Source organism: Chitinophaga niabensis, from assembly GCF_900129465.1.
Taxonomy (GTDB): Bacteria; Bacteroidota; Bacteroidia; order Chitinophagales; family Chitinophagaceae; genus Chitinophaga; species Chitinophaga niabensis.
Genome location: NZ_FSRA01000002.1, coordinates 1,628,358 through 1,641,632, shown reverse-complemented (window position 1 = coordinate 1,641,632; position 13,275 = coordinate 1,628,358). Strand labels below are relative to the sequence as shown.

The window sequence follows — 13,275 nt, the reverse complement described above, 5'->3', positions numbered from 1 at the left end:
TTTTTAGAAAAATATTGTCAGCAGGCTGGAATGCCTGGCTAAAAATACCCGAAGGTGTTTGAGGGTTTCTACCAGCAGGTTCTTTACCCGGCTTTTGGAGAGGCCCAACTGTTGGGCAATCTCTTCATGGCTCAGCCCTTGTTGCCGGCTTAGCTGGAAAACGGTCTGTTTCTGAGGAGACAGGGCCTCCAGCGCCTGGTGGACCAGGTGTTTGCTTTCCCGGGCATCCAGTTCTATGGCCGGGTTTTCTTCGGAGATATCGGAGATGTTGGCCCATACCTGGTCTATCAGCCTTTGCTGAAGGGCTACTTTACGTAAATGGTCCAGGGTACGGTTGCGGGCTATCATAAAAATGTAGCTGTCGAAGCGTTCAATATCAGGTAATTGGGAACGGTTGGTCCAGATCCGGAGAAAAGTGTCCTGCAGGATATCTTCCGCATCTACGGCGGAATGGGTTAAATGGATCGCGAAAGCCAATACCTGCCGGTGATGCCGCACATATAATTCCCGGAAAGCTTGCTCGTCGCCCTCCTTCAGTTTTATTAACAGGTGTTTGTCAGTTATCAGCGGCATCCCGGAACAATTTTAGGTAAATTATTCCCCGATCTGAAAAAAAATCTCAAATTCTTTAAAAGCTACTGACATACTCCTGTCACTAACCCCCATTTACTTTGTATTACAATTAAAAACTACAACATTATGGAACACACTGCAACTATCGCCCAAGCAACCGAAACATCTATCGTTTATTTAACAAAGAACTATATCCGGTACAATGCCTGGGCTAATACTACCCTGGTTAACTGGCTCAGGACCAAAGAAGAAAGTGTATTGGAACAGGAAGTGCCTTCCAGCTTTCCCAGTGTGAGAAAAACCCTCTTCCATATCCTGCAGGCGCAACAATACTGGTTATCTATTATCAGAAGGGACGAAACCCCTAATATCAATTGGGAGGAAAGCAAAACCCTGGAAGAAGTGTTTTCCGCTATCGTAGCGCAATCTGAAGAGTTTGTGGCTTTCCTGGACAGCATGTCTGCAGAGCAGATCGATGAAAAAACAATGGTAGTGAGTCCCTGGTTCCAATCAGACTTCGCCAATTTTGAATATATCATGCATGTTGTGAACCATGGCACCTACCACAGGGGGCAGATCACGACAATCGGCCGGAACCTTGGTTTCACCGATGCTCCCATGACAGATTATAATTTCTTTAATATCCATGGGAAGTGAGTTTAGGGAAATTAAAATCCCCCAGGTATAGGATCCCTGAACGAGTGGTAAAGGATGACCCTATGTGAAGGGTTTAATAAGACTAAACAAGGTGTATCGGTTGGGATACACCCTATGGGATGGCGCCGGCATTGATGGGCTTTCCTTCCTTACAGCGGATACCGGTGCGTTACGCCGAAGCTACGATGGCGTTTTGCGGCTTGCCGATATTGAACTGCCTATTGGAGATAGCTATATGAGCCAGGTGCAGGAGTGAATAAAAAAGTGATCAATACCTTTTCACACTTGCCCTCAACATTCTCCTGGCTCCGAAGATCTTACTCTTAATAGTACCCAGCGGCTCAGCGAGGATCTTAACAATTTCCTGGTACTTGTATCCTTCATAATACAACATGAAAGGCCTTCTCAGCGTCACCGGCAATTGCCCGATGGCTTGCTGGATATCCTTTACGAACAGGCTTACATCTTTTTCTGTGGGGTGATGGTCCACATGATCGAGACCGTATTCAATATGCAGCATCATTTTATACTTGCGGCGGTAGCCGTTGATGAAGGTATTGCGCATAATGATGTACAACCAGGCTTTGATATTGGTACCAGCCTTGTACTTATCCCTGTTGGATAAGGCTTTACAAATAGTTTCCTGGTAGAGGTCTTTCCCTTCATCGTGATCCCGTGTAAGCTTGAGCGCATATGGATACAGGAAGTCACTACTGTTTACTAACAAAGTGTCGAATTCTGCGGTAGACATTGGATATTGTTTTATTGTGCCTGCAAAGTTAGGCGCAGTCAATTGCGGGGTCAATCTACAAATGGAGGTTTTTGTTGTATAAATAAACACTTCATCTACACCTGCCTGCATTTCAGGCAACAAAAGCATCATTACATCCGATATTGCTTTTTGTGGTTTTAAGCCTGGGGTACTTTTACGTATGGCAAAGTTACTTTTCGCGGTATTTATAACCGCCATGATAGTGTCAGATCCTTTCCAGCCGCTCAATATTCCGGAAAAAGAAGCACAGGAATATATTTTCAGTGACCTGGCAGATGGTAAACTTGATTTCCCCTCTTCTGCTGCATTGAAGAAACTGGCTCCGGAGAAACGGGCCGAAACAGTTAGGGCCATTGGCGCGTATATAAAAAAATACACGGCCTCTCCGGCCTTTATTAAACAATATGCTTCCAGCAGAGAGGCTGTAAGACCTAAAGCTCCTGTAAATAAAGAAGAAGCGTTAAAGGCTGAGCTTGCAAAACTCAAAGTGGATATTGCAGAAGCGGAAAAGGATGCAACAAAGGCAACACCCGAAACACGGGATATCTTTAAAGCCTCCATTAACCTGCTGAAAGAAAAACAGGCCGCGATGCAGGACCCCAAACATCCCAGTCATGATATGTACATGGTAAGTATTACTTCCATGAATGAGATGACACCGGAAGAATATAAGGCGGCATTACAAACTTTTGAAAAAGAAAACCCGGCCACTGTAAAATCATTACTGAAAGTACGGTTAAACGCCTTCCTGGACCTTACGTCCGATATCGACTTTAATACACAGCTCGTGCAAAAAGGCGATCATAAAATATTTGCAGATCCTCAGCTGGAAGCCAAAAGTTATGAGTGGAAACTTTGTTTCAGAAGTGGTAAAGAAACAGTCAATGCAGCCAGGGCATTTGCACAGGAATGGCTGAAGGAGTTGAATTAATGTGACCGGATGTTTATGCAGGAATAAGCCGGAGGAGCCAGCGTGCTTGTTACATTAGCACGTTTGCTCCACCAGCTTCACCCATTCCCGCACTACTTTTTTTAATGCCGGCGCTTTTGCGCGCACCTCTTCCATATTTGCAAAACGAGCTTCCCTTCTGTCTTTCCAATCTCCCAGGAGCAACCCGGAAGTATCTTTGATCAATCCTTTCGGAAAGATGAGGATGAGCTGTACAAACTTTGTTTGCCGCAGGTTAAAGGCAGCCATGTCTAATTTATAATAATAGCTGGGCGCATTCCATTTAACGCGTTCGGCAATTTTAGGATCTGCCTCCCTGATGATCTTACGGAGCGCTTCTACCTCTGCTTTAAGAGGATGCTCCAGTTTTTGCATGAATTCGTTTACTTCCATTCCCCTTACATGTATTTCATTGCTTCGTATCCCAGTAATCTACGCAATAATGCGATCTGGCCAATGCAATTTGCTTCCCGGTAACTGGTGAAAGTAATAAAGTCGAAGAAAGGGAAACTCATGCCCGGTACTTCAAACAGGCTGTTCAGCTTTTCGTCTGTTACGTTTACGAGCACTTGCCTGGTAACAGGAGAAATGAATGCCCAGTCCTTTTTGAAAGATTCGAGCGAAGGGTAAGTAACGCCATCCTTTATACCCTGGTTATCTTTAAAAAGATCGTTAGCGGCCTGACGGTGTTCACTTCCACCTAATAACCCGGCGAGGTCATAACGCTGCTGTACAAGTGTGCCCGCCAGCCAGGCAACGTGATTTGCTTTTGGGTGCAGGCGCTTATGCGCATCTTCATCCGAAATGCCTTCCAGCACACTGTTCAAAAAAGGTGTTTGCAGATCATACATGGCTAAAATGCCGATCATCCTGGTGCTTACTGTTGTTGTTCCCATGGTCTGAATATTTTAATGCAATGTACTTTTATTCAAGGGCTCATAAAGGGGCCTATCCCGCCAAAAAAGGGGCTGTATGCGTCATGTTCACATCTGAACGTATCATGTATCGAAAACGGACAATTTGGCGATAAAGCGCAACCATTATATATTGGTTATCAAGGTCTTTAAAGTATGGTACTGAATTAGCAGTTGCTTTTGCACTAATTTCCCCCTTATGCTGAAAAACAACATCAAGATCGCCTGGCGCAGCTTAAAGAAGGACCGCCAGTTCACCCTGCTAAACCTCCTCGGCCTTTCCACCGGTTTAGCCTGTGTGCTATTTATCTATCTCTGGGTAAGTGATGAATTGAGTGTTGACAAATTCAATCAAAACGACAGCCGGCTATATAAGTACATGGAGCATCGCAAAAAGGCAGATGGGATCTGGACGGCCCCTTCTTCCTCTTTTCCTACCGCAGCGGCAATGGCTGCAGAGATGCCGGAAGTTGAATATGCCACCACAACAAGTGAAGCAGACGATATCTCTCTTTCAGTGGACGGTACCAGCGAAATACGAAGTGCGCGAAGGTATGTGAGCAAGGATTTCTTCCATGTTTTCAGCTACGAAATCCTACAGGGGAACAAGCAACAGGTATTGCCGGACAAAAATTCAATCGCCATCTCTGATGAACTGGCCCATAAACTCTTTAACACCACAGAAGGTGTGATCGGGAAAACGCTTATCTACCAGCACGACAAACAATACACCGTGTCTGCTATTTTCAGGAGGCCGCCGGTAAATGCATCTGAGCAGTTTGATTGTGTGCTCTCCACGGATATTCTGAAGGACCAGAACAGCTCTATTGACAGCTGGTTTAACACCGGGCCGCGCACCTATGTATTATTAAAGCCGGGAATGAGCCCGGCCAGCGTGGATCAAAAACTCCCTGCGTTCATTATGGCCAAAACCAATAACGAAGCTAAACACAGAACACCCTTCCTTAAAAGATACGCTGAGGTCTATTTATATGGTGAATATGAAAACGGCGTATTGAAAGGCGGACGGATAGATTACGTACGGATGTTCTCCCTGATCGCTATTTTTATCCTTATCATCGCCTGCATCAATTTCATGAACCTTTCAACAGCTAAAGCAGCACAGCGGCTGAAAGAAGTGGGCGTTAAAAAAGTGATGGGCGCCAACAGGAGATCGCTGGTGATGCAGTACCTGGGGCAATCCATGCTGATGACCTTCTTTGCATTCCTCCTGGCCTTTGTACTGGTATTTTTCTGCCTGCCGTCTTTTAATGCTATCACAGGTAAACAATTAACGCTTGTGCCAGATACACGGCTTATCCTCTCCAGTTTAGGTATTGCTTTACTCACAGGACTTATTGCCGGCAGCTATCCCGCTTTTTATCTTTCAGGTTTTAATCCTGCTGTTATCCTGAAAGGGAAACTCAGGAATTCCACAGGGGAAATACTGGTAAGGAAAGGATTGGTGGTATTCCAGTTTTCCCTGTCGGTTATACTGATCGTATCTGTGCTGGTAGTATACAAGCAGATCGCATATGTACAATCCAGGCCGCTGGGATATAATAAAGAGAACGTGCTTAGTTTTAACAAGGATGGAAAACTGAATAACAGCGAAAATTTACAAACCTTTCTTTCCGAAGTGCGGAAAGTTCCCGGTGTAACGATAGCCTCCAGTATAGGCCATAGTTTAACCGGCCATGATGGTGGTACTTCCGGTGTGATCTGGGAAGGTAAGGACCCTGAAGACAGAACCGAGTTCGAAAATGTTGGGGCCAATTATGATATGATCGAAACACTTGGATTTGAAATGAAAGAAGGGCGCAGCTTTTCCCCGCAATTCGGTTCAGACAGCAATGCTATTATCTTTAATGAAACAGGGATCCGGTTCATGGGTATGAAAGATCCTATTGGCAAAACAATAAAACTTTGGGGAGAGAACAGAACGATCATTGGCGTGGTGAAAGATTTCCATTACGAATCGTTACATGAACCGCTAAAGCCATTGTTTATACAGCTCAACACTAATTCCCGCAGGATAGTTGCACGCATTACAGCAGGAAAGGAAAAAGAAACCATTGCTGGGATAGAAAAAATATACAAACAGTTCAATCCCGATTTTACTTTCAACTATAGCTTCATGGATGACACTTTCCAGCGAATGTATACTTCGGAAAAAAGAGTATCCATCCTCTCCCGGTATTTTGCAGGACTGGCTATCCTCATTTCCTGCCTCGGGCTTTTTGGATTGGCTGCTTTTACAGCGCACAGGCGGCAGAAAGAAATAGGCATCCGGAAAATAGTGGGTGCAACCGCCAACAACCTGTACCTGATGTTATCTAAGGATTTCCTGAAACTGGTATTTATTGCCATTATAATAGCCTTACCAGTATCCTGGTGGGCGATGAACCATTGGTTACAGGGCTTTGCATACCGTACCCCCATTGGCCCGGGTATATTCCTGACAGCGGGTATCGCTACATTACTGATCACTTTACTCACCATCAGTTACCAAACCATCAAAGCTGTGGTGGCCAATCCTGTTCATAGTTTAAAAGCAGAATGATCTATTTCAAAGCCAGCAGGTTTTTATAGGAGCGGGTTTGCATAGCCAGGATGGTGACGATGAAACCGATGATCCCTGTAACGGAGAACAACAGGGCAAGCCCCCTGGCCATACCGGTACCAAACCAATCTCCTATAAGCTCAACTCCCGCGCCCGTGGTCATAAACGGAATGAAAATGTATTGTGCAACCGGGCCGATCATAAAAGCAGTGATGGGAGATGCTGCCTGTTCAATACTTTGGGCGAAACCAAACACCCTGCCCTGCCTTTCAGGCGGAATGGCTTTTTGGATGATGGTTTGCTCCGCAGCTTCCACCACGGGGATCAGGCACAGGTATACAAACATGCCCACTGCCAGCAGGATAATGTTGGCATGTATGGTGAAGAAGATGCAGATAAACCACATCAGCATATTACATTGGAAAAGTACTTTCAGGGGGGATTTTCCCAAACCTCTTTTTGCTACCACCAGGCCACCGATAATAAAACCTAAGCTCAGTACTCCCCAGAGTACTCCCCATACCTGAACGGATACAAGTGAGAGGCCATATGCATCCATCAACGACATAAATACACCACCGAGGAAATTATTGAAGCAATTGAAAAAGATGAGACCAAAAAGACCGGGAATAAGTTTGATGACTTTGATGGTTCCTTTAACGTCCACTGTTTGGGGTTCTTCGTGTACGGTGTGAACGATCTCATTCTCCTTCATGGGAATGGTCCATAAATGCAGGATGGCCAGCAGCATTAATCCCACTGCTACTACAAGCGTCCAGAACATTCCCAGGAAACCAACAGCCATACCGCTCATGATGGAAGATATGAGGAAGGCCGTACCGGTTGTGCTGCCTACCAGGCCGTTTGCTTTATCACGGTTTTCTTCGGGAATGAGGAAAGTAACAGCAGTAGAAAGGGCTATCGACCGGATATTTCCGATGATAGCCCCGAATAACGTTAGCAAAACAAATACCCATAACAATACACTGGAATCTTTGGTAAAAGCGCCAGCCGGTGCCAGGAGATATAATAAAAAAGCAATAGTATACAAAGTGAGCGAGCCAATACTGGAAATGAGCATGGCTGTTTTCTTCCGGTACCTGTCTACCAGTGATCCGAGAAAGAAACCGGAAAGGGCTACTGTTCCAAAATAAATACCCGCCATCACGGAAGTGGCCAATACAGATTTCGTTTGCAGGAAGATCCAGAAAGTAACGGCAAACCAGACGAATGTATTGGTAACGGAAGCAACGAGCGAGTTCGCTAATACAGCATAAAAGACCTTCATAAGCGTGTATTCTTGACCTGGTGCAAAATAGCGTAAAATATGGTTTAGCCCGTGCTACCGATGACGAATAGTATTGGGCGATGACTATCGTTATTTACCCTACAATTGAGCCACAGGTGATATTTGCAATGGTAGCCGTGATCGCTTTCGCTTTATCAGAAGCCAGGAATGCTGCTGTATTTCCCAGGTCTTCCAAAGTAGGTGGCCGTTTTAGTATGGCACCCTCTCCCATGTGTGGTGTCAATTCTTTCAATGTGGTGCCCATTAATTCCGCACGGTGCCCAAATACTTCTATGGCATGAGATCCATTGTCCACTGTTTCAGGGATGGCATCTGATCGCAGTGCAATAGCGCGGATGTTGTAAGCGCCCAGCTCTCCGGCAAGATTACGGGTAAGGCTTTCCACAGCTGCATTGGAAACTCCGAAACCGCCGGCAACCCCATTTGCTAATAATCCGCCGGGAGTGGTAATGGTAAGGATCACGCCAGACCTGTTCTTTATCATATAACGTGCCACTGCTGTGGTAGTTAAAAAATTAGTGGTCACATAAGTATGGACGGGATGATAAAAATCCTCCGTAGACATCTCTACTAAAGGAATACCCTGCAAATGCACTACACCTATTGCATTAAAGTGAATATCGATACTGCCTGTTTTTGCATACACGGCAGCCAGGTGATCTTCTATGGATTGCTGGTTCAATGCATCTACCACAGCTACTTCTGCATCACCTCCCGCATCTTTTATTTTCTTAGCGGCGGCTTCGAGTGCTGGTAATGTTCTTCCTGTGAGGAAAACCTTTGCACCTTCTTTTGCAAATGCAAGTGCTACGGCGCTGCCGATTACACCACCACCGCCATATATCACGGCATGTTTGTTCTGTAATATCATAATGGTTCCGATTGAATTACAAACTTAAAGGGATTCATTAAACTTCATGGGGGGCTAAAGAGGCAATCTTCGGGGGAATTGTGACATAGAAAATTTATTTGCCTGATTCCTAATTGTTTTATAATATTGTTTTTCAATTTATAAAGCATCGATATATTATTGTGATTTGCTTTGAACTGTTTAATACCCCGATGCCCCGTTACCATATAATAGCAGCACACTCCTAAAAGACTTATTAGATTCAACATGCATGAATGGTCTCCCATTCAGGCAAGTAAACTTTTATGTATGCCCCAAAAGAAAGAAGCATCAGCGTCTCAGCCTTCGCTGGACCAGATGACCCTTCAGCGTATGATAGCAGGCCCCCTGCAGGCTATGATGGATGCACAAACCGCATCTGCACTGGCTGCGGTGGAACTTGTCAAAAAGTTAAGTTTCACCGATTATGCACAGGTGGCCACGGTAGACTTTTCTCATTACCGGGAAGGGAAAAAGATAGAACTCAAAGTGCCCCTGGTATCCTTAGTGCCTGTTAGTTGTTTGCGTATAGCAGAAGTGAATATCAATTTCAATGTTAAACTGACCGGTATTGAAAAAACCGCCCCTAATGCAAGGTCCACAGGCTCTAGTATGAAAATGTCCGCAGGTTATCAACGTCAGTCCGGCAAAGAAAAAACCAGGGCCTCTTTCCATTTTACCTTAGAGATGAAAGCAGTGCAGGACGAACTTCCCCCGGAATTAATTCAACAGATCAATATTCCCAATCCATAAAACCCATCTTTTTTTTCTCATACTTAAATGTCCAAACAATGGCAAAGATTAATCCTAAAAGCCGCACCCCACGGCCAAAAGTAGCGCGGAGAACTACTGTCGCTTCTCCCGTTCCAAGTGTTGAAGCTGCTGCAGAACTTGCAGCCGCCACTACCCAAAAACTATCCAAAGCTGTAACCGCAGGCAGAGGTATGGTATCCAAAGCTGGTCCAAATCCTGCGGGCCTCGTTTCTGAACTGAACAACATCGACTTCAAAAAAATGATCGGCGCACCCTTGCAGGCTTGCGTGGATGCACAGGTACAAAGCTCCCTGGCCACCATTAACTTTATCAACTCAGTTGGCTTTATAACAAGCGACATGGGTAAGAAAGAACTGGTTATGGTGGATTTTACACATGAAAGAGTAGATGTAAAAGATGATGGCTCTCCCATCAACAAAAAGACTTACTTAAAAGTTCCCCTGCTGGCGATGCTGCCGATCCCAAGCCTGCGGATCGAACACGTAGTGATCGACTTCAACGCAAAGCTGAACTCCGTTGAAACTTCCAGCGTGTCTGACGAGCTGGGCATCAAAGCGGAATTAGCAGTTGGCTGGGGCCCTGTAAGCTTTAAGGCATCGGCCTCTTATCAACGTAAGTCCGTTACCGGCGTTGAAGTGAAAAAAGAGTTCGCGCTCAACGTAAATGTAAAAGCAGTGCAGGACGAAATGCCTGCCGGACTGGAGAAGATCCTCGGGATGCTTTCCGCATAAGTACATACTGGTATCTGGATGCTGTGCAGCATTCAGATACCATTTTATTATTCCTGTAACAATCACCGATATGTCTAATATTACACTGGCAGACTATGTAGGCTTTATCTTCTCTGAGATCACAAGGGCAAGAGACCATGCAGACAAAGTATCCAAAGACCTCGCCATCGCTTATTCAAAAGATGAAGTGCTTAAGCATTTTTCTGTTCCACGTTTCAAAATACCAGAGATGGAACTCACTATTCCCGTGCTGATCTCTTCTGCTAAATTCTCCACCACCATGTTATTCAATATGCAGGAGGAGGAATTCAAAAAGTATGTTGCCGGGAAAGTGAACTCCGCTATCCAAACCCTTCTGATCAAAAGCAGCAATGTTGAAACCGACTATACCGGTATCAATAATGAAGTTTTCACTAAACCCGTTTATTACGAAACCGCCTTGTCCAAGCCACCACAAAATATCACAAGGTTGCAAGGCAAGAACAAAAAAGTAGCGCGGCTACCGGACGGTTCTCCGCAACCACCCGCTGTAAATGTAATGGACCATCCTGCATTGCCCAGGTTCTACCAGCAGCTGGTCACAAGCCAGGACCCTGCCAAACCGGATAACATTGCACTGCTGGCACTTGCAGAGATCTTCAATGCCAAGATAAACGAATACGGCCTGCAGAGTGCTTACAGAGCACAGTACCCCAACAATGAATTATTCCAGACCATGCTCAACGAAGTCATCCAGAAGATCAAAGAAAACACTATGGTCTCTGCAAGCAAAATGGAAAATTTACTCGTTAACCCTGAAACTAATCTTGTGAAGAGCGGGAGCAGCGACACCACCGTGTTTACCATAAAAGCCAAGATCATGGAAGAAGGACTTTTTGTAAAAACGGTTAAAAATGAAGAAACCGGCAAAGAGGAATTATTGGTGGAATTTGAATAAACCAGTGTTATGCAGCGATTTTATTTTAATGACAAACAACAGTTCGCCCAACTCCTGGTATCCTTCAACAATGTGTCTGAAAAATTCAGTAAAAAGGATTACGATACAGACAAAGCGTTGAAGCAGTTGCTGGACAATGCTATCAAAGTATATAAGGAAGGTGGTTTCTCCGATAAGGAAAGCCAGTTGCAGGTACTGAGAGCCGAACTGACCTCTGTAGAAAAAAACATTCATCCCCTCACGTACGAAAAGGTGCTGGTACGCAAAGGGGAAATGAGAACAAGCATATGCCTGAAAGTACTGCAATCACTGGAGCATTTGCTCCGGAATGATTATAGCTATTGCACCGATAAATTACAGGAAGCCCGTGATATGATCTCCCAGATCTTACTGGCAGGTTTGCAGGGAGGCCTGCTCACGGATACCTTACTGGATTCCACTAACACGGAATCAGAACTGCAAAAGTTATGGAAGTTACTGTCTACAGATGGCAACCTGGCACTCGCGCAACGGCGGGTGCTGATGAGTGTCAGCATCTATGATGCTTTACTACTCCTGGAAGAACTGATCGGTAGCATGCTGAAGGCAGGGCTGAAGAAACCGAAGCCTTCGGTGTTGCAGTTGAAGAGATAGGCGTTATTTCAGAATGATGATCTGTTTCCTGTCCAGCAGTTTACTTTTATCTTCCATATCGTAGAACACCAGTACATAACTCCCTGCCGGGAGTCTGCTCATTTGTATACGTGTATTGTTGTCCGTCAATATCCGTGTATTGTGCAGCCTGCCGGCAATATCATACATTTCCATCCTCACCGCTTTATGCAAACCGTATAAGCTTACGTAGAAAAGACCGTTGTTAGGGTTGGGAGATACTTTGATCTCGTAGAACCAGGGCACTTTCCTTATCTCTGAATAAGTGATCAGGCCATCGAGTCCCAGGATCTTCAGGCGGTAATAGGTCCAGTTATCATAGAAATTATCGTCCGGCACTGTGTAATATTGCACGCCCGTGTTCACTGTGCCCCGGGGAGTTTTAGGAGAAAGCACCTTTACGGTATAGAAACTGTCTTCGTTTTCCCTTCTGCGCTGCAGTTCATATTGCAGGATGTTCACTTCCCTGGATGCTGCCCAGTTGGTTTCCACCATACGCAGGCTTACACGGAATGCGTTAAAGCCAAGGCTGCTGATAGCCCTGGGAATAAAAAGCGCGGATTTAGTAAAGTAAACATTGGTCCCTAAGCCGCCGGGAAAAGTTCTGGTGTTGGTATAGGAACTCAGGCTGAGCGGGCCGGCAGTTAACTTTCCCGGATTTTCCACTGTGCCTGGAGGAATGGTATCCCAGCCGCCGGGGTTCCTGTACAGGGAAATGAAACTGAATTCCCGGAGCAGGGTAAATGCAGGGCCTTCGTCCTTTGCTTCGTGCTGCAACCATACGAATACATTACTGCTATTGGCGTTATTGGCGAGGTTCCATGTTTTTAAAACATTGTTGCCGGAGAGGATACTGCCGGATGTTGCATTCCTGTACACATTGTCGAACACACGTGCCCGGAAATCCTCTGAAGTGAATTCCAGGTTCTGCAATGCGAGCGGGCTATAACTCCCTTCTTTAGTACCTATTGGAAATATCACCTGTTTATCCTGTGGGGTAATATGTTCCCTGTATAAAAAGCCACCGCCCACATTAGCACCCGTTACAATAAACCGTTTATCCGAATATCCTGAAATGATACCGGGAGAAAGATCACCTACTACAAGGTTCCAGCCATTCAGATGAAGGTGCCCGTTTTCGAAATTCAGGGTATTGCGGACCTTCAGATCGCTGAGATCGTCAAGGAACACACCAAAGGGATTGTTGATACTTATATTCGGAAAGCTCGGGCCACTGCGGGTACTGGCATTGTATGCACCATAGATGTATTGCGGAGATGAACCCTGCTGCATGAAACGGAAATTACCACCGTAACCGGCTACCGTATCATTGTAATCATGTTCATCGGTTAAAAGTGAGGTTTCGTCATTCTTCCATTTTTGCCCAAAGAACATCACCACTGCGCCTTTCATAGAACCGAAGCGGCCGTGATTTTGTACATCGCTGAAGATGGCGATAGTGTCTGTTTTATGGGCCATAATATCTGCGTTGGCTGGAATGGACACGCCGGTTTGCGCGTGCGCGGAATACGCTGCGAGCAAAAAGAGGAGTGATA

General features: G+C 45.4%; 15 protein-coding genes. 8 read left to right on the top strand and 7 right to left on the bottom strand.

Annotated features, from left to right (window positions below; translation table 11 throughout):
• Positions 1-3: 3 nt before the first annotated feature.
• Positions 4-573 (bottom strand): RNA polymerase sigma factor, encoded by a 570-nt coding sequence (locus tag BUR42_RS23945; RefSeq protein ID WP_074242098.1) that lies wholly within the window; start codon positions 571-573, stop codon positions 4-6.
• A 126-nt stretch (positions 574-699) separates the two neighbouring features.
• Here BUR42_RS23945 and BUR42_RS23940 point away from each other — a divergent pair, with 126 nt between their 5' ends.
• Complete coding sequence (locus tag BUR42_RS23940) at positions 700-1,230, top strand: DinB family protein (RefSeq protein WP_074242097.1); 531 nt, start codon at positions 700-702, stop codon at positions 1,228-1,230.
• Positions 1,231-1,330: 100 nt separating this feature from the next.
• Positions 1,331-1,486 (top strand): hypothetical protein, encoded by a 156-nt coding sequence (locus BUR42_RS29820; protein ID WP_159442337.1) that lies wholly within the window; start codon positions 1,331-1,333, stop codon positions 1,484-1,486.
• A gap of 12 nt (positions 1,487-1,498) precedes the next feature.
• On the opposite strand, the gene BUR42_RS23935 is transcribed toward BUR42_RS29820, so the two are convergent.
• Entirely contained in the window at positions 1,499-1,981 is a 483-nt protein-coding gene (locus tag BUR42_RS23935) for an RNA polymerase sigma factor (RefSeq protein ID WP_074242096.1), read from the bottom strand.
• A 181-nt stretch (positions 1,982-2,162) separates the two neighbouring features.
• Between BUR42_RS23935 and BUR42_RS23930 the strand changes: the two genes are divergently transcribed.
• Positions 2,163-2,933, top strand: coding sequence for a hypothetical protein (locus BUR42_RS23930; protein ID WP_074242095.1), 771 nt, complete (start codon positions 2,163-2,165; stop codon positions 2,931-2,933).
• 54 nt (positions 2,934-2,987) lie between these two features.
• Here the strand turns inward: BUR42_RS23930 and BUR42_RS23925 are convergent, their stop codons facing one another.
• Both BUR42_RS23925 and BUR42_RS23920 read right to left on the bottom strand, forming a co-directional pair.
• Positions 2,988-3,344, bottom strand: coding sequence for a DUF1801 domain-containing protein (locus tag BUR42_RS23925; RefSeq protein WP_074242094.1), 357 nt, complete (start codon positions 3,342-3,344; stop codon positions 2,988-2,990).
• A gap of 5 nt (positions 3,345-3,349) precedes the next feature.
• Positions 3,350-3,847, bottom strand: a complete 498-nt coding sequence (locus BUR42_RS23920; RefSeq protein WP_074242093.1) for a hypothetical protein — start codon at positions 3,845-3,847, stop codon at positions 3,350-3,352.
• 217 nt (positions 3,848-4,064) lie between these two features.
• Between BUR42_RS23920 and BUR42_RS23915 the strand changes: the two genes are divergently transcribed.
• Positions 4,065-6,428: an ABC transporter permease gene (locus BUR42_RS23915; protein WP_074242092.1), complete on the top strand. Its 2,364-nt coding sequence runs from the start codon at positions 4,065-4,067 to the stop codon at positions 6,426-6,428.
• A gap of 1 nt (position 6,429) precedes the next feature.
• Here the strand turns inward: BUR42_RS23915 and BUR42_RS23910 are convergent, their stop codons facing one another.
• Positions 6,430-7,716, bottom strand: coding sequence for an MFS transporter (locus tag BUR42_RS23910; RefSeq protein WP_074242091.1), 1,287 nt, complete (start codon positions 7,714-7,716; stop codon positions 6,430-6,432).
• A gap of 94 nt (positions 7,717-7,810) precedes the next feature.
• Positions 7,811-8,608, bottom strand: coding sequence for an SDR family NAD(P)-dependent oxidoreductase (locus BUR42_RS23905; RefSeq protein ID WP_074242090.1), 798 nt, complete (start codon positions 8,606-8,608; stop codon positions 7,811-7,813).
• 288 nt (positions 8,609-8,896) lie between these two features.
• On the opposite strand from BUR42_RS23905, the gene BUR42_RS23900 reads away from it, so the two are divergent.
• The 4 genes from BUR42_RS23900 (at position 8,897) to BUR42_RS23885 (ending at position 11,701) form a co-directional block, all read left to right on the top strand.
• Positions 8,897-9,379: a DUF2589 domain-containing protein gene (locus tag BUR42_RS23900; protein ID WP_074242089.1), complete on the top strand. Its 483-nt coding sequence runs from the start codon at positions 8,897-8,899 to the stop codon at positions 9,377-9,379.
• 38 nt (positions 9,380-9,417) lie between these two features.
• On the top strand, positions 9,418-10,131 hold the full coding sequence (locus BUR42_RS23895; RefSeq protein ID WP_084185786.1) for a DUF2589 domain-containing protein: 714 nt from the start codon (positions 9,418-9,420) through the stop codon (positions 10,129-10,131).
• Positions 10,132-10,201: 70 nt separating this feature from the next.
• The gene (locus BUR42_RS23890; protein WP_074242088.1) at positions 10,202-11,068 is read left to right on the top strand and encodes a hypothetical protein; all 867 of its coding nucleotides are present in this window, start codon (positions 10,202-10,204) and stop codon (positions 11,066-11,068) included.
• A 9-nt stretch (positions 11,069-11,077) separates the two neighbouring features.
• A complete protein-coding gene (locus BUR42_RS23885) occupies positions 11,078-11,701 on the top strand; it encodes a hypothetical protein (protein WP_074242087.1) in 624 nt (207 codons plus the stop codon).
• Positions 11,702-11,704: 3 nt separating this feature from the next.
• Here BUR42_RS23885 and BUR42_RS23880 read toward each other — a convergent pair whose 3' ends face one another.
• A complete protein-coding gene (locus tag BUR42_RS23880) occupies positions 11,705-13,261 on the bottom strand; it encodes a T9SS type A sorting domain-containing protein (RefSeq protein WP_143197563.1) in 1,557 nt (518 codons plus the stop codon).
• Positions 13,262-13,275 lie beyond the last annotated feature (14 nt).

Excerpts from the sequence above, each read along its gene's own strand:
- BUR42_RS23915 (WP_074242092.1), top strand. The coding sequence starts at position 4,065 with ATGCTGAAAAACAACATCAAGATCGCCTGGCGCAGCTTAAAGAAGGAC.
- BUR42_RS23885 (WP_074242087.1), top strand. The coding sequence starts at position 11,078 with ATGCAGCGATTTTATTTTAATGACAAACAACAGTTCGCCCAACTCCTG.
- BUR42_RS23900 (WP_074242089.1), top strand. The coding sequence starts at position 8,897 with ATGCCCCAAAAGAAAGAAGCATCAGCGTCTCAGCCTTCGCTGGACCAG.
- BUR42_RS23910 (WP_074242091.1), bottom strand. The coding sequence starts at position 7,716 with ATGAAGGTCTTTTATGCTGTATTAGCGAACTCGCTCGTTGCTTCCGTT.
- BUR42_RS23925 (WP_074242094.1), bottom strand. The coding sequence starts at position 3,344 with ATGGAAGTAAACGAATTCATGCAAAAACTGGAGCATCCTCTTAAAGCA.
- BUR42_RS23945 (WP_074242098.1), bottom strand. The coding sequence starts at position 573 with ATGCCGCTGATAACTGACAAACACCTGTTAATAAAACTGAAGGAGGGC.
- BUR42_RS23890 (WP_074242088.1), top strand. The coding sequence starts at position 10,202 with ATGTCTAATATTACACTGGCAGACTATGTAGGCTTTATCTTCTCTGAG.
- BUR42_RS23940 (WP_074242097.1), top strand. The coding sequence starts at position 700 with ATGGAACACACTGCAACTATCGCCCAAGCAACCGAAACATCTATCGTT.
- BUR42_RS23930 (WP_074242095.1), top strand. The coding sequence starts at position 2,163 with ATGGCAAAGTTACTTTTCGCGGTATTTATAACCGCCATGATAGTGTCA.
- BUR42_RS23895 (WP_084185786.1), top strand. The coding sequence starts at position 9,418 with ATGGCAAAGATTAATCCTAAAAGCCGCACCCCACGGCCAAAAGTAGCG.
- BUR42_RS23905 (WP_074242090.1), bottom strand. The coding sequence starts at position 8,608 with ATGATATTACAGAACAAACATGCCGTGATATATGGCGGTGGTGGTGTA.
- BUR42_RS23935 (WP_074242096.1), bottom strand. The coding sequence starts at position 1,981 with ATGTCTACCGCAGAATTCGACACTTTGTTAGTAAACAGTAGTGACTTC.
- BUR42_RS23920 (WP_074242093.1), bottom strand. The coding sequence starts at position 3,847 with ATGGGAACAACAACAGTAAGCACCAGGATGATCGGCATTTTAGCCATG.